This is a genomic window from Sporolactobacillus sp. CQH2019, from assembly GCF_028765345.1.
In the GTDB taxonomy this organism is placed as follows: domain Bacteria; phylum Bacillota; class Bacilli; order Bacillales; family Sporolactobacillaceae; genus Sporolactobacillus.
In genome coordinates, this window is record NZ_JARAJZ010000001.1 from 314,915 (window position 1) to 338,960 (window position 24,046).

At 49.3% G+C, this 24,046-nt stretch carries 19 protein-coding genes and 1 other annotated feature (1 of these 20 only partly in view); of the genes, 7 read left to right on the forward strand and 12 right to left on the reverse strand.

From position 1 onward, the window contains the following. Positions 1 to 200, reverse strand: a binding site (T-box leader); it reaches 11 nt to the left of the window's first position. Between the two features lie 121 nt (positions 201 to 321). The 6 genes from OYT88_RS01505 to OYT88_RS01530 all read right to left on the reverse strand — a co-directional run bounded on the left by OYT88_RS01505 (position 322) and on the right by OYT88_RS01530 (position 10,026). Then, complete coding sequence (locus OYT88_RS01505) at positions 322 to 2,520, reverse strand: ATP-dependent Clp protease ATP-binding subunit (RefSeq protein WP_274397877.1); 2,199 nt, start codon at positions 2,518 to 2,520, stop codon at positions 322 to 324. 242 nt (positions 2,521 to 2,762) lie between these two features. Further along, positions 2,763 to 3,200, reverse strand: a complete 438-nt coding sequence (locus OYT88_RS01510) for a universal stress protein (protein ID WP_274397589.1) — start codon at positions 3,198 to 3,200, stop codon at positions 2,763 to 2,765. Positions 3,201 to 3,360: 160 nt separating this feature from the next. Beyond that, a complete protein-coding gene (locus OYT88_RS01515; RefSeq protein WP_443217486.1) occupies positions 3,361 to 4,611 on the reverse strand; it encodes a CDP-glycerol glycerophosphotransferase family protein in 1,251 nt (416 codons plus the stop codon). A gap of 96 nt (positions 4,612 to 4,707) precedes the next feature. After that, entirely contained in the window at positions 4,708 to 5,949 is a 1,242-nt protein-coding gene (locus OYT88_RS01520) for a CDP-glycerol glycerophosphotransferase family protein (protein ID WP_274397590.1), read from the reverse strand. 7 nt (positions 5,950 to 5,956) lie between these two features. Beyond that, positions 5,957 to 6,355: a glycerol-3-phosphate cytidylyltransferase gene (gene tagD / locus OYT88_RS01525; protein ID WP_274397591.1), complete on the reverse strand. Its 399-nt coding sequence runs from the start codon at positions 6,353 to 6,355 to the stop codon at positions 5,957 to 5,959. Positions 6,356 to 6,489: 134 nt separating this feature from the next. Then, a complete protein-coding gene (locus OYT88_RS01530; RefSeq protein ID WP_274397592.1) occupies positions 6,490 to 10,026 on the reverse strand; it encodes a bifunctional glycosyltransferase/CDP-glycerol:glycerophosphate glycerophosphotransferase in 3,537 nt (1,178 codons plus the stop codon). A 199-nt stretch (positions 10,027 to 10,225) separates the two neighbouring features. On the opposite strand from OYT88_RS01530, the gene OYT88_RS01535 reads away from it, so the two are divergent. Genes OYT88_RS01535 through OYT88_RS01555 form a run of 5 tightly spaced genes read left to right on the forward strand, consistent with a single transcriptional unit; the run spans position 10,226 to position 15,760 of the window. Next, positions 10,226 to 11,182, forward strand: coding sequence for a glycosyltransferase family 2 protein (locus OYT88_RS01535; RefSeq protein WP_274397593.1), 957 nt, complete (start codon positions 10,226 to 10,228; stop codon positions 11,180 to 11,182). A 3-nt stretch (positions 11,183 to 11,185) separates the two neighbouring features. Next, a complete protein-coding gene (locus tag OYT88_RS01540; RefSeq protein WP_274397594.1) occupies positions 11,186 to 12,994 on the forward strand; it encodes a DUF6020 family protein in 1,809 nt (602 codons plus the stop codon). Continuing rightward, entirely contained in the window at positions 12,987 to 13,340 is a 354-nt protein-coding gene (locus OYT88_RS01545; RefSeq protein WP_274397595.1) for an EamA family transporter, read from the forward strand. Before OYT88_RS01540 ends, OYT88_RS01545 begins: the two co-directional genes overlap by 8 nt. Continuing rightward, the gene (locus OYT88_RS01550) at positions 13,333 to 13,665 is read left to right on the forward strand and encodes an EamA family transporter (RefSeq protein WP_274397596.1); all 333 of its coding nucleotides are present in this window, start codon (positions 13,333 to 13,335) and stop codon (positions 13,663 to 13,665) included. The genes OYT88_RS01545 and OYT88_RS01550 overlap by 8 nt, the downstream gene beginning before the upstream one ends. A 52-nt stretch (positions 13,666 to 13,717) precedes the next feature. Then, a complete protein-coding gene (locus tag OYT88_RS01555; RefSeq protein ID WP_274397597.1) occupies positions 13,718 to 15,760 on the forward strand; it encodes a DUF6270 domain-containing protein in 2,043 nt (680 codons plus the stop codon). A 65-nt stretch (positions 15,761 to 15,825) separates the two neighbouring features. Here the strand turns inward: OYT88_RS01555 and OYT88_RS01560 are convergent, their stop codons facing one another. From OYT88_RS01560 to OYT88_RS01585, 6 genes are all read right to left on the reverse strand, one after another. After that, complete coding sequence (locus OYT88_RS01560; RefSeq protein WP_274397598.1) at positions 15,826 to 16,248, reverse strand: GtrA family protein; 423 nt, start codon at positions 16,246 to 16,248, stop codon at positions 15,826 to 15,828. Then, entirely contained in the window at positions 16,241 to 17,230 is a 990-nt protein-coding gene (locus OYT88_RS01565; protein ID WP_274397599.1) for a glycosyltransferase family 2 protein, read from the reverse strand. The genes OYT88_RS01560 and OYT88_RS01565 overlap by 8 nt, the downstream gene beginning before the upstream one ends. A 127-nt stretch (positions 17,231 to 17,357) precedes the next feature. Continuing rightward, entirely contained in the window at positions 17,358 to 18,920 is a 1,563-nt protein-coding gene (locus tag OYT88_RS01570) for a hypothetical protein (protein ID WP_274397600.1), read from the reverse strand. Positions 18,921 to 19,028: 108 nt separating this feature from the next. Next, positions 19,029 to 19,913 carry a UTP--glucose-1-phosphate uridylyltransferase GalU gene (gene galU, locus OYT88_RS01575; RefSeq protein WP_274397601.1) on the reverse strand — a complete coding sequence of 295 codons (885 nt, stop codon included), beginning with the start codon at positions 19,911 to 19,913 and terminating at the stop codon, positions 19,029 to 19,031. Between the two features lie 297 nt (positions 19,914 to 20,210). Beyond that, a complete protein-coding gene (locus tag OYT88_RS01580; RefSeq protein ID WP_274397602.1) occupies positions 20,211 to 20,852 on the reverse strand; it encodes a hypothetical protein in 642 nt (213 codons plus the stop codon). A 114-nt stretch (positions 20,853 to 20,966) separates the two neighbouring features. Beyond that, on the reverse strand, positions 20,967 to 21,866 hold the full coding sequence (locus OYT88_RS01585; protein ID WP_274397878.1) for an SDR family oxidoreductase: 900 nt from the start codon (positions 21,864 to 21,866) through the stop codon (positions 20,967 to 20,969). Positions 21,867 to 22,094: 228 nt separating this feature from the next. Between OYT88_RS01585 and OYT88_RS01590 the strand changes: the two genes are divergently transcribed. Both OYT88_RS01590 and OYT88_RS01595 read left to right on the forward strand, forming a co-directional pair. Next, positions 22,095 to 22,271 (forward strand): YjcZ family sporulation protein, encoded by a 177-nt coding sequence (locus OYT88_RS01590; protein WP_274397603.1) that lies wholly within the window; start codon positions 22,095 to 22,097, stop codon positions 22,269 to 22,271. Positions 22,272 to 22,534: 263 nt separating this feature from the next. Further along, the gene (locus OYT88_RS01595) at positions 22,535 to 23,848 is read left to right on the forward strand and encodes a hemolysin family protein (protein WP_274397604.1); all 1,314 of its coding nucleotides are present in this window, start codon (positions 22,535 to 22,537) and stop codon (positions 23,846 to 23,848) included. Positions 23,849 to 24,046: the final 198 nt, after the last annotated feature.

A 24,046-nucleotide genomic window follows, 5' to 3' on the forward strand; every position in this document is an offset into this window, starting at 1 on the left:
TTTTATGCACGGTACCATCCTTCTGGCGGCAAAGTGCCGCCTCTCAATTGCCATAACGGTCAAGGCCGTCTCCCGCTACTCTTCGTTCGCGGAAGATGCTCAGGGAGGTAATTCGCCGCACTGTCTGCCGCCGGCTCGCACCAACCGCCCGCTCTCTGAAAACAGAAACAGCCGCTACTGATTCCCTTCATCGCTTTTTCGTAATTGTAAAGCCATTCTGCCACGTTTTCTGTACAATGTCAAACGGAAATTGCCGCAGAAGGGCACGCGGCCGTTTTTTCTCCAAAAAAGGACCCTCCTTGCGGAGAATCCTTCTTTATATTAACGATTTGCTGCGACTTTGATTTCGCCGCCGGCTTCATCTACAGTTATCGATTTGGCCCCGCTGTTTTCCAGCAGCAAATCGGAGATGCTGTCTTCGACTTTTTCCTCAAGAACGCGGCGCAGCGGCCGTGCCCCGAATTCCGGATTATAACCGAGTTCGGCAAGCTTCTTCTTCGCGGCATCTGTCACGGTCAGCGTCAGGCCCTGTGTCTGTGCCGCACTTTCAATATCCTTCAGCATCAGGTCGACGATCGCCAGCAGATCGTCTTTTGTCAGAGAATTGAACTTGACGATCGCGTCAAACCTGTTCAGAAATTCCGGCTGGAAGTAGTTTTCCAGCTGCTTGATCATATCCTCGCGGCTGTCCGTCGCACCGAATCCCACCGTCGCCGATTTGTTGTTGATTCCGGCGTTGCTGGTCATGATAATGACCGTATCTTTGAAGCTGACCGTTCTCCCCTGGCTGTCCGTCAGGCGGCCGTCATCCAGAATCTGAAGGAACATATGCATTACATCCGGATGCGCCTTCTCAATCTCGTCAAGCAGGATAATACTGTACGGTTTGCGGCGTACCTTTTCCGTCAGCTGACCCGCCTCATCATGACCGACATAGCCGGGAGGGGCACCGATCAGTTTCGAGACCGAATGTTTCTCCATGTATTCACTCATGTCGAGACGAATCATCGCATCGCGTTCGCCGAACATTTCATAAGCGAGCGTCTTGGCAAGTTCCGTCTTGCCGACGCCGGTCGGGCCGACAAACAGGAATGAACCGATCGGACGGGTCGTTTTGCGGAAGCCTGTGCGGTTTCTGCGGATGGCCCTGGCCACTTTCTCAACGGCTTCCTTCTGGCCGATCACCTTTTCGTTCAGATGCTCAGCCAGGTTTCTCATCTTGTTCTGTTCATCGCTCTGCAGTTTACGGACCGGAATGCCCGTACGCGTCTCCACAATCTGCTGAATCAGTTCTTCATTGACGACCGCTTCATTGCCCGTTACCGGAGGCTCGGCGCCGTTCGCCTTGATTTTTTCCAGTTGTTCGAGCTGCTTTTGATAGGCATGTTCCTGATCGCGAAGCCTTGCCGCCTGTTCAAACCGTTCATTCTTCGTCGCCTGCGTTTTAGCTGCAGAGATCTCCTCGATTTTCTTTTTAACACTTTCCGTATCGACCGGCGTCAGATTGAGGTTCATTTTAGAACCGGCCTCATCCATCAGGTCGATCGCCTTGTCGGGCAGGAAACGATCCTGGATATAACGTGAGGACAGAGCGACACAGGCCCGGATCGCTTCATCGCTATAACGGACGTGATGATAGTTTTCATATCTTGACTGAAGACCCTTTAAAATCTGAACAGCCTCTTCCTGCGTCGGCTCATTCACAATAATCGGCTGGAAACGCCGTTCAAGAGCGGCATCCTTCTCGATCTTTCTGTATTCCTTCAAGGTCGTTGCACCCATGATCTGAAGTTCGCCGCGGGCAAGGGCCGGCTTCAGGATATTGCCTGCGTCCATCGAGCCGCCCTCTGCGGAACCGGCGCCGACGAGCAGATGCACTTCATCGATAAAGACGATGACATTTTTACGTTTTTCCAGTTCGGACAATAACTGTTTCATTCGCTGTTCGAACTGGCCGCGGATGCCGGTGCCGGCTACCAGAGAAGAAACGTCGATCAGATAAAGTTCCTTATTCGCCAGTTTGGCCGGCACTTTCCCTTCGACGATCTTAAGGGCAAGCCCTTCCGCGATCGCTGTTTTGCCGACACCTGGTTCGCCGATCAGTACCGGGTTGTTTTTATTTCTGCGGTTCAGCGTCTCAATAACCAGCTGGACCTCGCGGTTGCGGCCGATGACAGGATCGATTTTCCCCCTGCGGGCCGCTTCCGTCAGATTGCGGCCGATCTGATCAAGGAAACCGCCCCGGCGCCCGCCTCCCGACGGCCGCGCCTGTCCGCCGTCAAAGGCCATTCCGTTTTCCTGGGCCTTATTTTCCCGGTCCGCAAAAGACGGCTGCATAAAACTTTTGAAAAGATCGTCAAACGGTGAAGCTCCCCCGCCCTGAAAGAACGAAGGCATACTCATATTGTTTCTCATTTTCATATAGCATTCCTCGCAAAAGTGCAGATGTTTCTGCTGTCCATTAATAATGACATTCATTTCTATAACTGCCGGATTGATTTTGCATTCATCACAAAGCACCATACTTGCTATGCCTCCTCCACTTTTCCAACGGTCAGTGTGATCATCTCTTTGTTTGACCATCTTTGACCTTATGCTTTTATTATAGTCTGACCTTTTTTGACTTTCAAGTGTTTAGGCAAAAAAAATAACTTCGATTTCAAGGTTCCCTGCACAAGCCCACCCATTTAATCGAAGCTTCAATAGAAAAACCCCTGCCAGCAATGTTCGCTTGCAGGAGTACATGCCGCCCTTTGCAGGCCTTACTTCACAATCATGACCGGGCAATCCGCCAGATGAAGCACTTTATTGCTGACGCTTCCCAGAATCACTTGCCCGAAGGCTCCCATTCCGCGATTCCCCATGACAATCATGTCTATTTTCGTATCATTCGCATAATCGCAGATTTCCTGCGCGGCAATTCCGTATAAATGTTTCTTGTGAAATTTAATATTCGTGTTTGCCGATTCTTTTTCAATCAGTTCATCCAGCATTTGGTTGCCTTCTTTTTCTTCAACTTCCTTCACATCTGCATCCAATGACGGCCCGACCATCGAATAAAACGGAAAATACACAGGAGAAGGGCTGACATAAATCAACGTGATCTCTGCTTCTTGCTTGCCTTCCGCAATTGTAACCGCTTCCCGTAAAGCGCGTGAAGCAGGCTCGGAACCATCGACTGGTACCAGTATTCTGTACATCCTCACCACCAACCTTCCCATACTCTTTAATAATTAATATTAATTCCTCTTACATCTATACTATACCACGTTTCCGGCATGATAAGTCTTATTTCAAAATGAATATTATTTAATAATTCTAATTTAATTTTACTTTTACAAATGGGCAGCCTTCACAACGTCAAAAATCAGTTTGGGCCGGGCCGCTGCCAAACACGCGTCTGACGACCCGCTCCGTTGCCCGGCCGTCTTCAAGGGAACAAAACTTTTGAAAGAAAGGTTCAAAATTTTCCGATAACCGGAAGCCCGGACGTTCCGTTTCTCTGACGGCCTGAATCACTTCGTCAGTCGTTCTGACGATCGGACCCGGAGCCGTCTTTTCGAAATCAAAGTAAAATCCGCGCAGAAAGTCACGGTATCTGTCTATATCATAGGCAAAGAAAATCATTGGCCGCCTCAGATTCGCATAATCAAAAAACACGGACGAATAGTCGGTGATCAGGAGATCGGATATCAGATAAAGATCGCGTATATCGTCATAGTGCGAAAAATCAAAGGCAAAACCGGCATACGCCCCAAGGTCAAGCCGGCCCGCGATCAGATAATGCATCCGCAGGATAATTACATAATTATCCGCCAGCTGGCCGCGCATCCGCTCCAGATCGAGATGAAGGTCAAAGCGGTAGCGTTCCGCGCCGTCAAACTGATCGTCGCGCCATGTCGGCGCATAAAGAATCACTTTCTTATCCCGCGGCAGTCCGCACTTATCTTTGACGGCCCGGACGGTATCGCTCCGATTCATTCGATAAAGGCAGTCGTTCCGCGGATAACCCGTTTCAAGCAGCGTTTTCCCGAAGGCAAATGCACGCGTAAAAATATCGGAAGAATAACGATTCGGAGAGATCAGAATATCCCACATTCCGGAATCTTTCACAAAATCACGTTTATATTTTTCCGCATCCTTACCCGGTGCCGGATCGTGCTCAATATCCGTCCCGAGCCGCTTGAGCGGTGTTCCGTGCCATGTCTGCAGATAAATCGTGTGCTTCGATTTGCAGAACCACGACGGGAAGCGGATGTTTGTCACCCAGTAGCGGGCACGGCTCATCATCAGCAGCCATCTCAATGAGTAGCGCCGGACATAGGGCACGCCGTGCTGCTCAAACAGTCTCCCGTGCCGCCGGTCTGCGCTCCAGATCAGCCGGTAATCCCGGCAGTTCTCCCTCATGTACTCGTAGATCGCCCGCGGGTTGCAGCTGTATTGTCTTCCGAAAAAGCTTTCAAATATGACCAGATTTCTGTCCGCGGGAAGATGCCCCAACAGCCTGAAACATTCTCTGTAGACACAGCGGAAGACAAAACGTCCCCATTTTTTAAAAAGAAAGGCAGCGTGCGTCTTTAAACGAAGCCTTATTGATCCTTCCGTTTTCATCCATTTTTCACCTTCCGCACGACAATCGGTTCTCCCGTTTTCCGGAAACCTGATAAGAACTCCGGACCCTTTGCCCGCTGAATAGTTTCCGCCCGGTCACTGGCCGAAGTCCGTTATCCTCCTTACATAATGAACCACGTTGCGGCTTGAATGCCCTTTCGAATAGGTATTCCACTGATCCGAAAAAGCGGCCACCCTATCAAGATTCCAGCTCCCTTTTTTAATAAAAGAAACGATATCGCCGGTTGAGAAGGCGACCGGACCGGGAACCCAGTCCAGATAGTTTCCCTGAAAACCTCTCTCTTTTTCATAATCTTCCAGATCATAGGGATAGAAAATCATCGGGCGGCCGAGTAAAGCAAAATCAACGGGCAGCGAAGAATAATCGGTAATCAGAAGATCGCTTGCCAGCAGCCATTCATTCACATCCCCGCTGTTTGAGCAATCAAAGGCGAAGCTGCTGCAGCGTTCCGGTATCCGAAGGGAAGCACGGACGGCCGGGTGCAGGCGGATCAGAAGCATATAATCCTCGCCGAGCGCACGTTTCATCAGCTCGAGATCAAGCCGGAGCTGAAAATGATCCCGTTCATCTTCCCGGAAAGTCGGGGCATATAAGATTTTCTTTTTCAGGCTGGCTGCCCTTACCCATTCAGCTGCTTTTTCCCCCGGCCGGAGCGATCCGTCCGCGCCGTCCGCTGAAACGGCGTTGGGCTGCAGCCGTGCCATGCAGGCTCTGTCTTCCGAAAATAGCCGGCGGCGGTCGTGAAAAGTGTAGAAGAAATCAGTCTGCGGTATTCCGGTACGCAGCATCCGCTCCTCTCCGATGCCGAAAGAGCGCATGAATATGCCGGCCATCCTATCGGATCCGACGATCACTTTGTCGAAACGGCGATAGACACGTCTGAAACGCCGTTTCGCACGCTTCGTTCTGAGAGCGGCCGACCGATCTTCCAGACCAAAGGTTTTCAGTGCTCCGGATGCGTGCCACAATTGAATGCAGCAGACGCCCTTTCTGAAGCGGACGACGGAAAGAAAGCCGAAATAATTATCGACAAAAACCGTTTTGGCCGTAGCCAGATGAAAGGCTGAACGCAGCAGGGAAAGAAAACCGGCTGTTTCAAAAGGAAGCACGCGTCCGCCGCACGCACGAAAATCAGCAAGGCAGTTTTTCCTGCAAAGGAACACGAGATTGCAGGGAACGCGTTCCCGTCTGAATTCCTCGGCCACATATCTTGTATTTCCGCTGAAAGATGCGACAAAAACGACTTTGTCCCTTTTTGGAAAAAGTTTAAAAAAAGCAAAAAAAATCTTAAAAAGAAACAGATAAATTTCAACCAACCATTCTCTAATCATTTTTTAACGAATAGAGATCCTGTTTTATTTTTGTAGTCGAAATGCCGACAGTCCTCGGGAGATAAACGACCTGGCAGTACTCCTTGAGAAAATCAAATTTTCCTTTCCAGTCATCGCCCATGACAAAAACATCGACATGATAGTTTTGTACGTCATCAATTTTCTGCTCCCAGTTTTTCTCGGGGATGACGAGATCCACATAGCGGATCGCTTCCAGAATCAATTTGCGATGTTCAAAGCTGTGGTAAGCCTCCTTATGTTTCAAAGCATTAAATTCATCCGTTGAAAGGCCGACAATCAGATAATCTCCGAGCGCCCGGGCACGCTTCAGCAGATTTATGTGCCCGTAATGCAGCAAATCGAACGTTCCGTAGGTCAGTACCCTTTTCAATGATACCGCTCCCCCTCTCCGGCTGCCTTTCAAGGCAGCCTGTCCTGCAAATAAATCCTTCCGGCCGTTAAGCCATTATAGTTCCCTCTCTGAAAAAATTCAATCCGCCGCGGGAAAACCGCCGGCAAAGCGGATCACTTTTGGAAGACGATATTAAAACATTTTTCGCTGGCGTTTCCGTGATCATAGGAAGTAAACATCGCTCTGAACGCATCCAGCCTGTCGCCGTAATTCTCTCTGAAACGGCCGATGTTCCGAAGTTCGCGGATCAATTCGTCATTGGTCAGGCAGACCGGACCGGGTGCTTTCTCAATGATGTCGAAATACATACCGCGCAGGTTATCACGATATTGCTCCAGATCATACGTGAACAGAATAATCGGCCGTGCAAGAATGGCATAGTCGAACATCACCGACGAATAATCTGTGATTAAGACATCGGCAATCAGATAAAGATCCCTGATATCGTCATAGGACGTTTCATTGTAAACGAAACCGGCCGTCTGCCTTTCGTCGATTTGCACGGCATCGGCCACGTAATGATGAAACTTGACGAGCAGAACATATTCGCCGCTGAAGCAATCTTTTAATCTCGAAAGATCCATTTCCATTTTAAACTGGTTCTTTATGCGCCACGTCGGTGCATAGAAAATCACTTTTTTATCCGTCGGTATGCCGAGCCGGACTTTAATTTCACGGATTTTCTCCGCGGAATTATCGTAAAATAACTTGTCATTTCTCGGATAGCCTGTCTCAATCACTTCAGCCCTGTGCGCAAAAGCCCGCTCGGCGATTTTCCCGACATAGTCGCTCGGGACGCATAAATAATCCCAGCGCCTGTTTTTCGCCAGATAGATCTCCATCTGTTTCCCCGGTTTGATTTCTCCGGGAACGTCAAGTCCGAGCGTTTTCAGGGGTGTCCCGTGCATCGTCTGAAGCTCAACCGCCTGTTTTCTTTTCCGATAAAAATCCGGGAAATTGACATTATTGACAAAGTATTTGGCAGTCGCCATGTAATAATAATATTTTAATGAATGCATTCTGACTTTGACGGCGTGCCCTTCAATATGCGTCAATGGGTCGCGCAGGCTCCACACCGTTTTATATTGCGGGTAATGGGCATCGATGTATTCATACAGCGCTCTCGGATTGCATTCAAAATTTTTGCCCCAGTAGCTTTCAAAAATGACCGTTTTTTGCTTCATGGGAAACAGCCGCCGCGCCGCAGGGTAGAACAGCTTTCTCAGAACCGCGCGCCGTAATCTTCCCCGCTCGATCCAGCCCCATTTCGCCGCAAGGCTGAGCGAAAGCGTACGATCGTTTGTGTGCCTGAATGCATAGATAACCTTGTTGAACACGATGGATACCGGTTCTTTGAGCAATTGATCCGAATAGATCTCATAACTGCAGGAAGGATTTCCATCGTTGCGGCGATCGGTCAGAAAAAGGCTGAAATCCCGATATTTCAGGTTTTCCGGATTCATTTCCTGACTCAGATCGATCCGCCCTTCAAGAATCGGCCGGCCGACCGGATCCGTCCGGCCGGTCCGGCTCAGGGAAAAGCTGCGCACTTCATTTTGATCGTGTGATTGCAGCGTCAGCATCAGATTGTCCGCCACCCCATCCCGTTCGGCAAACGGAAAGGGAGCCGCCACAGACAGCCTGATCGTTTTTCTATTAATAGCGGCCACGTCGAGCAGCTCAGCTCCGTATTTCTGAATAAGAAGGTACATATGCCCGCTCGGCCGCACCCGGACCGCCGCTTCGGCAAAACCGATGTCGCCGATGGTTTCATTGCCCTTCCCGAAGACGACCGGGCTTTTTGTCCCGTCAATCATCGATAGGGAGACATCCCACTCGCCGAGATGCTCTTCTGCGGCAAACGTCCGGGCCGGAATGCCGATCTCAAACGGAGACTGCCCGGATGCCGGCTGGAAACTGAGGCGTACACCGCTCTCTTTATTCTTGATGTTCAGAGTGTCTGCCTGATCAGGATCGGACACGCGGCCGGCCAGACGGATTTCAGATGAGCCGATTTCCACGCTTTTAATGACGTTGTCTATTTTTTCCTTGATAATATGCAGATCCCAGTTGCCGCTGTAAGCAATATGGATCGTCTGTTTTTGATCATTGATAAAATCCGGCCGCGTTCTGCTCCCTCTCACGGGAGACCCGACAAAGAAGGTGCGTGTCAGTCCGCCCGCGATGATCTTCCCTTCAATCACATAACTGCCGTAGGGAATCTGATCGAACGGTGCCCGGTCGAACGGAATGGAGAGTGCAAAACCGGACCAATTATAATTATAGACAAACTTAAAGGGCATGTATTTTTTTTTCGCCAGAATCCCGTGCATGATCGTGTTCGGCAGGTATCGCTTCACTTCGGCCTTTTCAATCGGCAGCCTCAGTCCGCTCTCTTCGTTCAGCAGGGAAAATTGCACTGCGACAGCCGACCGGTGCGGAACATCGATTTTTTCAATGTATCCGTATCCTTCGACGGTCAGCCGCCGCCCTTGCCAGGACACTTTGCGCGTCTTCCGCTTTATCTGCAGATTGTCGTCGATCAGCAGCAGCGGCTGCGGCACCTGTTCATGATACAAATAGTCGGCATAATAATGGCCGTCGCGCCGCGCAATTTTCAGCCGGCTCATTTCGCCGCTGTGCTGATAGCCGAGCAGACGAAGCACTCGCTGTTTGTCCCTCTTTTTTACAAAAAAATACTTGATCCGGTCGATCGGCCAGAGCTGAAGCAGGCTTTCATCCGGAACGGTCTGCAGATAACGGGACACCCGCTCCAGATACATGTCGACATAGGGATCGTCGGCTTCATCCAGTTTGTTCAGATATAATAGCAGATCGGTATTTAGGATTTTATAGTCCTTTGCAGCTTTCAGCCCGCCTTCAATATGATGTTTCTCGAAAAAAGCGTTCAGCAGGTCGACGGCTTTCAGCCGGTCTGTCAGATTTTTGATATCCGTTCGATTCTGCGTGATCGACTGGTCGCCGAAATCGCGGGAGCGCCAATAATAAACGACATCGTCAAGAACGTCCACGGAATTTGCCAGATAATGAGCGGGAAAAGTCACCGGAATATCTTCATAAAGCATGTGCTCCGGAAACGACAGACGGTGCTCCTCCCAAAACGAGCGCCGATACAGCTTGTTCCACGCGGTCGTATCGTAAACCAGTTCATAATCTCTTGTAATATGCGCTTTCAGCTTCTTCTTCGTAAAGACCTTCTGATGAAGGACCGAAGGAAATTCTTTGAATGAATTGAAACGGACGACGTTTCCGATCACCATATCCGAATGTGTTTCTTCGACAAGAGCGATCATTTTTTCATAGGCTTCCGAATCGAGAAGATCGTCCGAATCCATAAAAGCAATATATTCGCCCCTTGCAAACTGCAATCCGAAATTTCTTGCCTGTCCAAGACCCCCGTTCGTTTTGTCATGGGCAAAAAAATTGGCGTGCTCATCCGCATAGCGGTGCATGATCCTGCCGCTCCTGTCGGTGGAACCGTCATTCACCATAATGACCTCGAAATCCTTGAAAGTCTGTTTGTTTAAAGAATCCAGGCAGTCCTCCAGATAGCGCTGCACGTTATATATCGGAACGATAACGCTGATTTTCGGGACTTTCATGTCGGCAAAAACCTCTTTCTCTCTCAAAATAATTTCTCCACACTTAAATCCGTGTACCGGATTAAAAAGCAGCAAGCCGGCACCGATTTTATGATTGCTAATGGTATTATAAATCAACATCCCGCCGCCCACAAACAGAATTAAAAATATACATATTCTGCACGCCTATTAATGATATAATCTATAATGATTGACTGAATAGTCGTATGGACAAGGAGTGTAAACGATGAAAATTGCTGTACTGATCCCTTGCTATAATGAAGAATTGACAATTAGCAAGGTCATTGACGACTTTAAACGGGAGCTCCCGGAAGCGGATCTCTACGTTTACGATAATAACTCAACAGATCAGACAAATAAAATCGCCAGAGAGAAAGGAGCCATTGTTGTCGAGGAATACCGTCAGGGAAAAGGCAATGTCGTCCGGTCGATGTTTTTCGATATCGATGCGGATTATTACGTCATGGTGGACGGCGACGACACTTACCCGGCCGAGGCCGTGCACGAACTGATTCAGCCGCTGATCAGCGGTGAAGCCGATATGACGATCGGCGACCGGTTGTCTAACGGCACCTATGAAAATGAAAATAAAAGGGCTTTTCACAATTTCGGCAACACGCTCGTTAAAAACCTGATCAACCGGCTCTACAAAAGCAGTATCAACGACATCATGACCGGTTACCGCGGGTTCAACCGGCTGTTTGTCCGCTCATTTCCGGTCACAAGCACCGGATTTGAGATTGAGACGGAATTGAGCATCCATTCACTGGACAAGCGTTTCAAAATTAAAGAAATTCCGATTGACTACCGCGACCGGCCGAACGGAAGCGAATCGAAATTGAATACGGTCCGTGACGGCATCAAAGTGATCAAAACTATTTTCGCTCTTTTTAAGGATTATAAACCTCTGGAATTTTTCTCCCTTTGGGCCGCTCTGCTGGCCGTTCTCAGTTTTGTTGCCGGAATTCCCGTCATCGTCGAATTTATCAAATTTCACTATATTTATAAAGTCCCGTCCGCTGTGCTGGCCGTCGGACTGATGATGATGGCCATGCTTTCGCTTGTCTGCGGACTCGTTCTCGATACCGTCGTCAATAATGCCAGGAAACAGTACGAAATGGAACTGCACCGTATTTACGATTCGCTGGGAAGCAGACATGAATTGGAAAAGAGCAGGTCATGACCGATGAATAAGCAAACGTTACACTGCATCGCCGCCAGCCTGATCGGCGGCCCGATTGTCGGAACAGGATTTTCTTTGCTTTCGCATCAGGCAGGGCGGCTTTCTCCCGTTTTCGTGCTCTTTTTTGCGATCATCGGCGGCTTCCTCTGTTTCGGCGTGGCCGGCCAGGCTTTTTTCGGGCCCTACCGTTCATTAAACAAAAAAATGAAGGAATTTGCTTTTCTTTTTCTTTTTTTGTTTGCCGCCGTGCTGACCGTCGCTTTAAAAGTGCCCCGCTTCTATTTATCCGATGCCGGTTTCTTCGCGGCGGCAGCTGTTTACGCGGCGGCTTTTCTGTTTCTTCTATTCTCGCTGCTGGCGATTGTCTGGTTAAGTACACTGCTGCCCGGGCCGGATGAAGCCGCCGGCCCGCCGAAGCGGACCGTGCTTCTCTATTCCGCTCCGCCGATGCTGCTGTCCCTGCTTTATCTTTGGGCGTTCTTTCCGGGTATTCTCGTCATTGATTCCGTCAATCAGTGGCAGCAGGCTCATTCGATTTTCTTCAACGACTGGCATCCTGTCGTGATGACCTGGATCATCGTGCTGACAACTAAACTATGGGATAATCCCGCGGCCTTTGTCATTCTGCAGCTCGTATGCGCGGACCTGATCAGCGGATACGTCATTTATGCCTTCAGAAAAATGGGCACGAACAAATGGATGATTACGGCCGGCTGGCTCTTTCTCACCTTCTTTCCGCTCAGCGCGCTTTATTCGGTAACGATTTGGAAAGATACGCTGTACTGCTATTTTCTGCTCCTGCTGACGACCGTGCTGATACAGATCATCCGCTCGGAAGGAAAATGGTTGAAATCGTCTATCCATCTTTTGATTCTGTATCTTTCGATTGCGGGCCTGATCTTTTTCCGGCACAACGGCTGGCCGGTGCTTCTGGCCCTGTTTGTCATTTTCCCGTTTTTTTTCCGGAAAAATTATTTGCGGATGTATGCGGTCTTTCTGGCGGCGGTCGTTTCTTTCCTGATCGTGACCGTTCCCGTATTCAGTTATTTTAAGGTATTCCCGGCGGACAAACTTGAATCGCTCGCCATACCCGTTCAGCAGGCAGGCGGCATTATTAAAGGCAACGGCGAAATGACTGCGGCGCAGAAACAGTACTTCAATCATATTTTTCCATTGAGCCGCTGGAAACAAAAGTATCAGCCGACGCAGGTCGACTCGGTTAAATTTTCGACCGGATTCAACAAAAACTATATCAGGCAGAATCCGGCAGCATTCGCCCTGAACTGGTCGGCAATTGTCCGGCAGAACCCGGTCATCGCCGCTAAATCATTTCTGAGCATGGAGCAGCTTGTTTACAAACTGAATATCCCGCAAAGCGAAATGCGTCCGATTTTCCGTTACAAAGCATTCAACAGCTACCGGCCAGTCTATTTCCTGTCGCCAAAAACGGTCAAACGTTATCATATTCATTATCAAACCTTTTACTATTCGAAATACGGCACGCAATACGCCAACACGGGACTTGCCTCGATCATTGAGGATTATGATTCTGTCTTCCTTCATGGGATGGCAAGGATACTCGTGCTTCCGGCGCTCTACCTCTACCTGACGATCGTGCTGCTGTTCGTCGTCGTGCTGAAGGGTCAGTGGAAACTGCTTCTTGCCGCTCTGCCGGCCGCACTCAATCTGGGAACCATTTTCGCGGCCATTCCGGCTCAGGACCCGCGCTATCTGTTCAGCAACTATCTGCTGATCGTGCCGTTTTTCTTTCTGATTTCTCTGATCGGGAAAAAGGGGGAAACACATGTTTAAAGAAATGATCCATTCCTTTGCTAAAAACCGCACGGGGATTATTCTTATCCTGACGGCGGCGCTGTCGACGGCTGTCGGACAAATGCTCTGGAAGCTGTCGCAGCACTTTCCCGACGCTTTTTTGATCATCGGCTTCCTCCTTTATTTCTGCGGAGCCGTTCTGATGATTGTCGCTTTTCGATTCGGCGATCTGTCCGTTCTCCATCCCTTGCTCAGTGTCGGCTATATCTTTTCCATCGTCCTCGGCGGTCTTTTTCTCGGGGAGAAATTGTCAATCGTGCAGATAGCAGGCATTCTGATTATTTTGGCCGGCGCGTCTCTGATCGGGGGCGGCGACAATGGCTGAAGAAGTGTCCCTGCTGATCTTTATGACCCTGCTCGGCTCTCTGGGAGGTTTTTTCTTTAAACGCTGCACGGCACGGGGACTCAGGCTTTCGCTTTACTTTATCGTCAATCTCGGTATCGGCGGCATTTTTTACGTGACCGGCGCTTTGCTCAACATTTGGCTGCTGAAATTGCTGCCGTACACGATCGTTTACCCGCTGACCGCCGTTACCTACATCTGGACCCTTGTCTTTTCCTATTTCTTTCTGTCGGAGAAAATCAGCCGGCGCAAAATGTTCGGTGTCCTGCTGATTATTTTCGGAGCCTGTCTGCTTGTAGTAAAATAGAAGAAACATAAATGGCAAAAGTCAATAAATTGATGAAAAGAGTGATTGTATTTTGAATGCCTCCCTGTCTCGTTTGAAAATTTTTTCCAAAAATCAGGCCGTTCTCATCGAAGGCACGTGCGACAAGGATATACAGGCAGGTACACTGCTTCTTGAAGAACGCATCAAAGGAAATGATCTGTTTATTCCGAGGGACGTGCGGATCCCTTGCAGGGTAAAGCGCGGCGCGTTCAGAGCCGATCTGGACCTGTCGCTTCTGTCCGATCTGAAAAGTACTATCGATTTTTGGGACTGCTATTTTGTCGGCAGAGACAGAAAACAGGCCGTCTCTTTTTTCACAAAGGGTGAGGAAAAGTATCCGTTTTCAGCCGATGCTCTGTCGATCGTTTTTTACAAAAACGCAAACAGAAACCTGTCGGTCTCCGTCAGAGAAAGCGAGGCCGGCGAAGCGATCCTTCATGCGGCGACGGACGATTCGGGTCACTACAGGCTGAGCGGGGAACTGACCGGAGTGAACCGCCGATCATTCCGGCACGCCAGCCTGGCTGTCAGAAAAAGGGATAATAAAAATTCGGTCCTGTATAAACACGAGACCGTCTTCCCGCTTGATTTTCAATCCGACAGCCGCTGGAGCGCCGGCATCAGCAAGCAGTCCATTTTCCCGGATGCCGCAATTGCCCATGAAGAAGTATGGGATTTATCTGTCAAGCTTGAAAACGGTCCGGATGATCGTCCGCTCTATCTCCCGCTTAGAAATAAGGCAGCGTTCGCGGATGATTATACGGTCATCGAACGGAATATTTTCTATCAGGCAAAATTTTATATCAATAAAAAGGGCTGCGTCGGCCTGTGGGTGAAAAGGATTCCCCGTTATTTTGAAGCAAAAAATATAACATTCAGCGGCAGCGGGCAACTGAACATCGTATGCAAAAAGCCGCAGCATGAAAAAGTCGTCGGAGCGAGGCTGGAGATTGATACTGAAAAATGGTCGGAATCCTTCAACGGCTTCTCCTTGAACGGTTCTGTCGAAGAAGAAATGACGTCCGTTCGTCTCACGTTTCCGGCCGGACATCTGAACGATCTTTACAAGATTGAAAAAAACGACCGGTTTATCGTGATGATCCGGATTGAAGATGCAGCGACGGGCGTGCAGACATGGATGCCTTTGTTAATCAACGGCGGCCCTGCCGTCGGAACCGGCCGGCTGAGGCTGACTTCGGAATTGGCGGCCGTCCTCCAGGTGAATGCCCGGCATGAAATCGAAGTGATGATCATGAACTATGTCTCACCGGCCTCTTATCACAAAGGGCCTGTGAACCTGGCCATTCTCGGATCTTGCTATACACGCGGGGCTTTTAACTCAAGTCCCTATTTCAATCCCGGTTATAAGGATAAATACACGATCACGTTTACACAGTTTCACTCCAGCATTCCCAGCCTGATGAGCCGGCCTGTTTCTTTTCCGGACGACTTTTTCAGGGACAAAAAAGCTATTGAGAAAGACTATCTGAAAAGTGATTTTGAAAAACTTTTCTTTGAGAAGCTGTCCGAAGCAAAAGCCGAGTATTTTCTTTTCGATCTTTATCCGGACGCGGTCCGCGACCTCGTCGTTTATGACGATCAGCACATCGTCACCGGCAACTTTTATTTAAGAAATCGCCCGTTTCTGCAGTCCCTGACCGGGAAAGCCCGCTTCATTTCCCATGATGACGAACAGGCGTTTTTAAACTATTGGTGCCCGGCTGCCGATGCGTTTGCCGACGCGATCGTCCGCTTCTTTCCGCAAGAACGGATCATCCTGCAAAAAGCGCGGATGATCAATCGTTACTACGATCCGAATTATCAGATCAAATTTTTTAGCGATCAGCTGAATCTGGTGAAAAGAAGCAATATGTATTTTCAATTTATGGAATCCTACCTCCTGCACCGGCTGCCGCACATTCATACCATCGACCTGAACCGCTACGGGTATATCGGCCGCTTCGACCATCCCGATGGGCAATCGACCAATCACTATGAACCCGATTATTATCGGAAACTGGTTCGCGAACTCGACAGGATTATCTTCGAGCAGGATCAGACGGGCGGCAACTGACTGCGGGCAATAAAAAACAGGCACAGCTCGGAAACCGTGATCACATACGGCCGGGTTGTGCCTGCTTATGCTTTAAATACCCAGAATTTGCTAAGAACAAAGTTAAATATAAGGCCGACAAGCGTGCTGATCAGTTTATCGGCATAAAGCGGCAGGAAAAGCAGGCCGTGCATCACAAGCAGCGTCATCAGCAGGACCGCCAGATTGAGGATCGTGAACCTGATGAAACGCGACTTGCTTTTCGCCGAGTTCGAGAATGTAAACCGGGAATTGAGGAAATAACTGTTGAGCATGCCGGCGCCGTACGAGAGTATCTGTGCAAGCGCATAAAACAGTGAGAAAAAGTGCGTGAGCAGTACGAAAACAATAAAATCAACCGCCGTATTCAATACGCCTACCGTCCCGAACGCAGCCGCCTGCTTGATCAGGCGAAGCCGGAACTGCAGGCCTGAGCGTTCTTGTGAAGACTGCGACCGGGTTTCACTCATGGCTGATCGTTTCCTTTACCTTCAGCTCTTCCATCGTGTTGATTTCCACCGAATACCTCGGACGCCGCTTCGTTTCTTTAAATATCTTCCCGATATATTCGCCAATGACGCCGATGGCAATCAGCTGCATGCCTCCGACGATCCAGATGGACAGAATCAGGGATGTCCAGCCGCTGATCGTGTGGTCGAGCAGCCAGACGACAATCGAATAGACGGCAATGACGGCGCCGATCAGGACGATGAAAAAACCAAGCCATGTCACCATCTTTATCGGAGCGATACTGAATGAAGTGACGCCGTCGACGGCGAAAGCAATCATTTTCTTCAGCGGATATTTTGACTGGCCTGCAAACCGCTCTTTGCGATCATAATAAACTTTCGCTGTTTTGAAACCGAGAAGCGGAATGATGCCGCGAAGAAAAATATTTTCTTCCTTATATTTCCCAAATTCGATGATTGCCTTCCTGCTCATCAGCCGATAGTCCGCATGATTGGGGACCAGTTTCACGCCCATTCTGTTCATCAGGCTGTAAAAGGCCAGCGCTGTGTTCCGCTTAAAGAAAGTGTCTGTTTCCCGTTTGTCGCGGACTCCGTAAACGATGTCACAGCCCTCGTGATATTTATCGATGAATTCATAGATTGCGTGAACATCATCCTGAAGATCGGCATCAATCGAAATGACGCAATCGGAAAACCGGCCCGCTGTTTCGATTCCGGCGACAAGCGCCCCCTGGTGGCCGAAGTTCCTGCTCAGTTTCAGCCCCTGCACGAACGGATTGATCTTAGCCTTTTGTTCGATGATTGCCCATGTCCTGTCTTTGCTTCCGTCGTCGATAAAAAAAATGACGCTGTCCGGTCTGATTCTTTCGCCCCGGACCAGGTTGCTCATGATTTCCGTGAGTTCTTTGGTTGTTTCATCGAGAACTGCCTCTTCATTGCAGCACGGAACGACAATGGACAAAAGTGGTAATTCTTTTCTCACGATTAAACACTCCTGCTTTAATTATAGCCGCTGTTTTGTTACAAATAGAGAAATAATCATGATTCTAAAAAAATTTCAGGCCGGTCTGACAGTCTTTATAAGATACTACCCGCCATCCGCCCGGGTGTCAATTTTTTTTGAACAGAATATAGCGATAAGTCCTGCCGACGGCCCTTTGAAACTGCTGAGCGGCTATATGATATTTTTTAAAAATCGCCGGGATCCTCAATTGCCACGGTGCCATGCGTTTCTGAGCTCTGACGACAACGAATTGGGTCAAGCCTGCTCTGACATAGCGATTTTGTTCATTCATATTTTCCGGATACACTTTATACTTAACATTTTGTTTTTCAAAGTAGCGGGTGTTCGGAACAATATTGGAAGCAAGATAGAATCCTCCGTCCAGAAAGCCGTAATTCAGCAGCGTCGGATGCCGTTCCCGATCGATGATCGCTGCAAAATTTTCCTGGACCGGCGGCTTTCTGACGAAAAACTTTGACGACAGAATGTTCGTGTTGTAACCAAAGCAGAGGAAAAAGGCAGCCATCGCAAAAATGATCAGCGCCGGCCATTCATTCCTTTTGCCTCTATAAGCGGCCGGCTTATTCCCGGACTTCTGCAGCAGCCCTCCGATTGCAATAAGGCCGAACAACGTCAGCGGCAGAACGATCAGAAAATAATAAACATAGTGTCTTCCGCCAATATAAACACCCAGCACAAGACCGGCCGCATAGCAGAAAAAGGCCCATTTTTCCTCCATAGACCGCAAATATTTCCAAGTAAACAGAAAAAAAATCATCCCTGTCAGCATGACGGCTCCGCTGACCGGATTGTGATCAAGTACTGTTCCGACCGTCAGCGCGCAATTGATCAGTTTCTCCGCCATACTGTCCTGCGAGGAATAAGCAGACAGATTAAATTTGAAATAAACGTCAATCAGCGCCCGAATTCCGTGATGAATCCCGAAATAGACAATCCAGGGCGCGCTGGCCAGAACAAGCCCTGCAGAAGTATACAGCAGCGCCCGCACCGGCTCGCGCCATTTCCTTTTCTGCAGACTGATCAGCAGAACAACCAAATAAAATCCGATCCAGCCGCCGAGAAGCGTGAACTTGATCCAAAGGACACAGCCGGATGTCAGGCCGCCGATCAAATAAAAGGTTTTGCCGAACGGCTCTCCGTGAGATAATTTAAAGTGCTTCAGCATTAAATAAAGAAAGAGCATGACAAACGGGATCGCGAACTCTTCGGCGCTGCCGCCTAAATAAAACACGGACTGATCGAGAATAAAAGTCGGAAACAAAAGTGAAATGAACGCAGACGGCATCCTCTGCAGATAGAGGCAGGCCGTCTTGAACGCCAGAAGAAGGTCGAAAAACATGGCCAGGCTTTCCAGCAGATAGACACCGAAAAAGTTCGTATGCGATACGAAATAAGCCAGTTCGTACAGCGCATAAAGCAGCGGCCCTTTCTGCTCGAAAAGATCTTTGTACGGCACAAGCCCGTGGGCCATTCCCTTCCCCACCGTAAAAAAGGCATTCGCGTCGTCCCAATTATTCAAAACAAAAAAAGGAGAAGATTGTGTAAAAAAAAGCATGATGAAAAAGGCGTACAAAAACAAAAAACCGATCGTAAGCCCTTCCTGCACATCCAGATCCATAAATGTCTTTCTGTTAAATTTAAGGAACATGAATCCTGTACCACTCTCTTAAATTTATCGGGTCCGAGGCCTGCTGCAGCCGGCAGACACTAGATCGGAGCCGGACCGATGAGCCGCCCCACTATTTTTGCGGAACGTTCACAGCTGCTTGTTAACCAGCCTTTGGTGGAGGTCTTCCAGGTAATGAAGCATAGCATTCCTCAGGTCCTCCCGCGAGAGCGCCATTTCAATATTAGACTTAATGAATCCCAGTGTCTCGCCGACATCATAACGTTTGCCCTCATAAGCATAGCCGTATACTTTTTCGATTTCATTCAGCCGGGCAATTGCATCGGTCAGCTGGATTTCTCCTCCCGATCCAATCTGCTGTTTATCGAGAAAGCCGAAGATGGCCGGAGTCAGAATATATCGGCCGATGATCGCCACGTCGGAAGGAGCTTCTTCGACAGCCGGCTTCTCAACAAATCCGCGGATGTCGTACAGTCTGCCCTTTTGTGCGGACGGATCGATGATGCCGTAGCGATTCGTTTCATCTTTCGGGACTTTTTTCACCGCGACAATGCTGGACTGCACCTGGTCAAACTGATCCATCATCTGTTTCAGACAGGGTGGATCGTTCTGAATAATGTCGTCGCCGAGTAAAACGGCAAACGGTTCATTTCCGATAAATTTTCTGGCGCACCAGACCGTATGGCCCAACCCGCGCGGCTCTTTCTGCCGGATATAATAAATATCCACTTTAGCCGGCTGGCGGACTTTTTCCAGCAAGTTGTATTTTTGTTTGCTGATCAGATTTTCTTCCAGTTCGAAAGCGTTATCGAAATGATCTTCAATCGCACGTTTTCCTTTGCCTGTAACAATAATGATGTCTTCGATGCCTGAATGGATCGCCTCTTCAACAATATACTGGATCGTCGGTTTATCGACGATCGGCAGCATTTCCTTAGGCATCGCCTTAGTGGCCGGCAGGAAACGGGTTCCGAGCCCCGCAGCCGGTATAATTGCCTTTCGTACTCTCTGCATGTCCCATTCCACCTCTGATTATGTTTGGCACAGGTGCTTCTTCGTGCCGGCCGTGCGAATGCCCGGCTGAAACACCTTCTGTCTCCCGTACGGGAAAGAGAAAAAGATCGCCGCGCTTTTTTTGTCTGTACGCAGTCCCGTCCGGCAATAGTAGTATACCTTAATCCCGACGTATCTTACGAATAATGGGAAAGTTTTCATATGGAGTGAGCGGCATTACTGTTTTTGCAAAAAAAAGACAGAACCGTTGTTCTGCCTTCTGCACCCGCTTTTTACCGATTGTATAGTCAGTCCCGGTTACAGGTTCCGCCGCTCAAGTGCGTCAAGTGCGTATACCGACCAGCTTTCGAGCCGTTCATAGACTTCCGGAGCGGCAAGCTCGTCCTGATTCATCCATTTTCCTTCCAGTTTCTCCCGCTCGCGGACGGTAATCTCTGCCGATGCGGGCAGGTCGATGACAATCAAAACGCCGACATGTACGCGGCCGACCGCGGCGGCATCGTCATTGATCAGACCGATCATCCGCAATCCCGGCTGCCCGGCATTGCGGATTTCCAGTTCTTCACCCAGTTCACGTCTCAGATTATCCGAGAGCACCTCTTTAAAAGTCGCCGCTTTATCCACACGGTTCATGTGGCCGCCGACTCCGAGAGAAATCCTGCCGTGTAAGCGGGATTCGCCGCCTCCGCCGAGCCGCTTATAGGTAAAAAAGCGAGTGCCGCGGCGCAGAACGGCATACGGAATCGGCTGCTTATAGGCCGGATTCTCCTCTGCGTCGCCGCGGCGCATGACTTCGTAGCGGGCAGCCATTCGTTTTTCAAGCGCTTCAACTTTCTCCGGAGCCTTCTCCGTTCCTTGAAATGTCAGATCATGACTTGTCCCTGCGCCGAAGAGCAGGTCCCGCTTAACAACGATAATTTGTTCATCCATTTTCCCCATTTCAATCCCCCAAATAAACCGTTCTCTAGTAAGAGTGATTGAAGTTCAGGCCGTTGTCAAGATGTTTGAAGAGATGAACAGACCTGTTTTGAAAAAAAAACGGTTATTTATCGTTCACGATTCAACCATTTCCCCCCCGCCGACATGGAGGGTCTGGCCGGAAACATAGCCCGAATCATCCGAAGCAAGATAGACATAGGCAGGCGCCAGTTCAAACGGCTGCCCGGGCCGCTTTATCGGCATATCCGAACCGAAAATTCCGACATTCTCCTCCGTGAATGTTGCCGGAATCAGCGGTGTCCATATCGGGCCGGGCGCGACGGCATTAACCCGGATGCCCCGATCAATGAGATTCTGCGATAAGGCGCGGGTGAATGAAACGACCGCCCCTTTGGTCGCGGAATAATCGATCAGATTTTTTGAGCCGCGGTATGCCGTGACGGAAGCCGTGTTAATGATCGAGCTTCCCGGTTTCAGATGGGGGAGAGCCTCCCTTGTCAGGTAGAAATAAGAAAAAATATTGGTCTGAAACGTCGTCATCAGCTGTTCGTCGCTGATATCCAGCAGACTGTTTCTGACATATTGGACCGCACAATTGTTCACCACGATATCCAGCCTTCCGAATTTTTTGACGGTCCGGGCAACCGCCGACTTTGAAGACTGAGGATTTTTCAAATCCGCTCTTATCAGAATGCTTTCACCGCCAAGTGCTTCAATACGCCGTTTCGTCCATTCGGCATCGCGGTCTTCATTCAAATAAACAATCGACAGTCTGGCACCCTCCTTGGCAAAAGCGAGAGCCGCGGCACGGCCGATTCCACTGTCGCCTCCCGATATGATCGCGACTTTCCCGGCGAGTTTCCCGCTTCCCTTATAGTCCGGATTTTCCGAAATCGGCAGCGGATTCATCATATATTCAAACCCGGGCTGACGGTCCTGGTGCTGCGGCGGACAGGTCAGAATCTGTTCTTTGGAAACCATTCTTTTCCCGAATAACGGATAATAGGGATACATGTCACTCATTCCTTTCTCCAAATTGCAGTCGTTGTCTCAGCGTGTCCTTTCAAACGGACATTCCTCTGCATCTTATTCATTTCCCGAAAAATCATTCTTTAACAAAGAAAATAAGCTGATTGCTGAATCTGGGCTATCGCACATCTCCGCCGGCCGGGACATTTATTCATCGCCAATTGCCCCGGGATAACATAGAATATCATATCTCGTGATAAAGGAGTGACTTGAATGGGCTATTACGGTCTGGGCGGAAACCCGTCCAATGCGGCTTACGGAGGATACGGATATGGGTACGGATGCCAACCTCATTATCCGGTCGGAGGCTACTCATACGGCAGCGGGTTTGCACTGATTGTCGTGCTGTTCATTCTTTTAATAATCGTTGGCGCTGCTTTCGTTTGCTAAAAAAATTTAAAAATGCCCGGCGGTACTATTCCGTCCGAGCATTTTTCGTTTCATCCGCTTTCGTTCTCTCTGCAGCATTTCCGCCTTCCATCTACACCTTATGCCCAGCGGAGAAATCAGTGACAGGTCCCGGAAGAGCCCGATTCCGCCGATATCTTGTTTTCGTTTTCAATTCAAAACAGGTCCCCGTTTATGTATAATAAAATTATCCTAATACGTGTGGAGGTGACACCCGCACACTGATTGCGGTGCGCGGGAATCATTTGGACGATACCCTGGGGATACTGATCGTCATTTTTTTAATCTTACTGACCGCTTTTTTTGTCGCTGCCGAATTTGCCATTGTGAAAATTCGTTCCACCCGGCTTGATGAACTGATCAAACGGGGAAACAGACGTGCCCGGGCCGCAAAGAAAATCGTCGACGACCTGAACGCTTATCTGTCGACGACTCAGCTTGGCATCTCAGTTACCGCGCTTATTTTAGGATGGATCGGAGAACCTGCCGTTTCCCATCTGCTTCAGCCGTTTTACACATGGATCGGCCTGAGCGGGACTCTGTCGGCGACCTGTTCCACGCTTTCCGGTTTTTTTATCGTGACGCTTCTTAGCGTCGTCCTCGGCGAATTGGCCCCAAAAGGTATTGCCATTCAAAAAGCGGAACAGATTGTTCTCGCCCTTGCTTTTCCGCTGATCTGGTTTCACAGAATCCTTTTCCCGTTTGTCTGGCTTCTTAATACACTTTCTTCGGGCGTTATCCGCCTTTTTGGAATCCGTCCGGATTCGGGACATGATCGGGCGCTGACTGAAGGAGAACTGAGACTGACTCTCTCCGACAGCTATAAAAGCGGTCAAATCAGCCAGGGCGAGCTGCGCTATATGGACCGTATTTTTGATTTTGACGAACGGACGGCCAGAGAAGTCATGGTTCCGAGAACCGAAATTGTCTGCGTCTATAAAGAGGACCCGTTTGAAGAAAGCCTTAAGATTCTTCACAATGAGAAATTCACACGCTTTCCTGTCGTGGAAGAAGACAAAGATCACGTGATCGGCATGATCAATATCAAGGATATTTTTACAGACATTTTAACGAAGGAAATCCATTCTCTGGATGACTATGTCCGCCCGATCCTTTCCGTTCTCGAAACGACGCCCATCCGGAGCCTGCTGGAAAAGATGCAGAAGGAAAGCATTCACATGGCCATCCTGACCGATGAATACGGGGGAACATCCGGACTGGTGACGGTTGAAGACATTCTTGAAGAGATCGTCGGGGAAATTCGCGACGAATTCGACGAAGGTGAAGAACCGTTAATCAAGCGTATCGACGCAAACCAGGCTCTGGTCGACGGAAAATTGCTGATTTCCCACGTCAACAGGCAGTTTCAGATTGATATCGAGGAAGAGGGGCTGGATACGATCGGCGGATGGATGCTTGCGGAAGATCCCAATATCAAAGTCGGATCGACGCTCCAATACGACCATGTCACCTTCAAAGTCGCAGAAATGGACGCTCATCAGATAAAAAAAATCGTTGTTAAGAAATTGATCGCTCTGCATGAGCAAAAACCATCCTGAATATTCACCCGGGATGGGCGGCCTTCCCGCCGGAATCCGCCGGGTTATGGAAACGAATCGGACATGTCTGAAAACGTTCCGGCCGGCGGCTGACCGCCTTTTGAAGAAAATCCGGACAGCTTTGCCGAAAAAAAAAGAGCTGCGGAAACAAGGATGAAAAAAACACCGGGGTGTCTGTATCCTCCGGTGTTTCGCTCC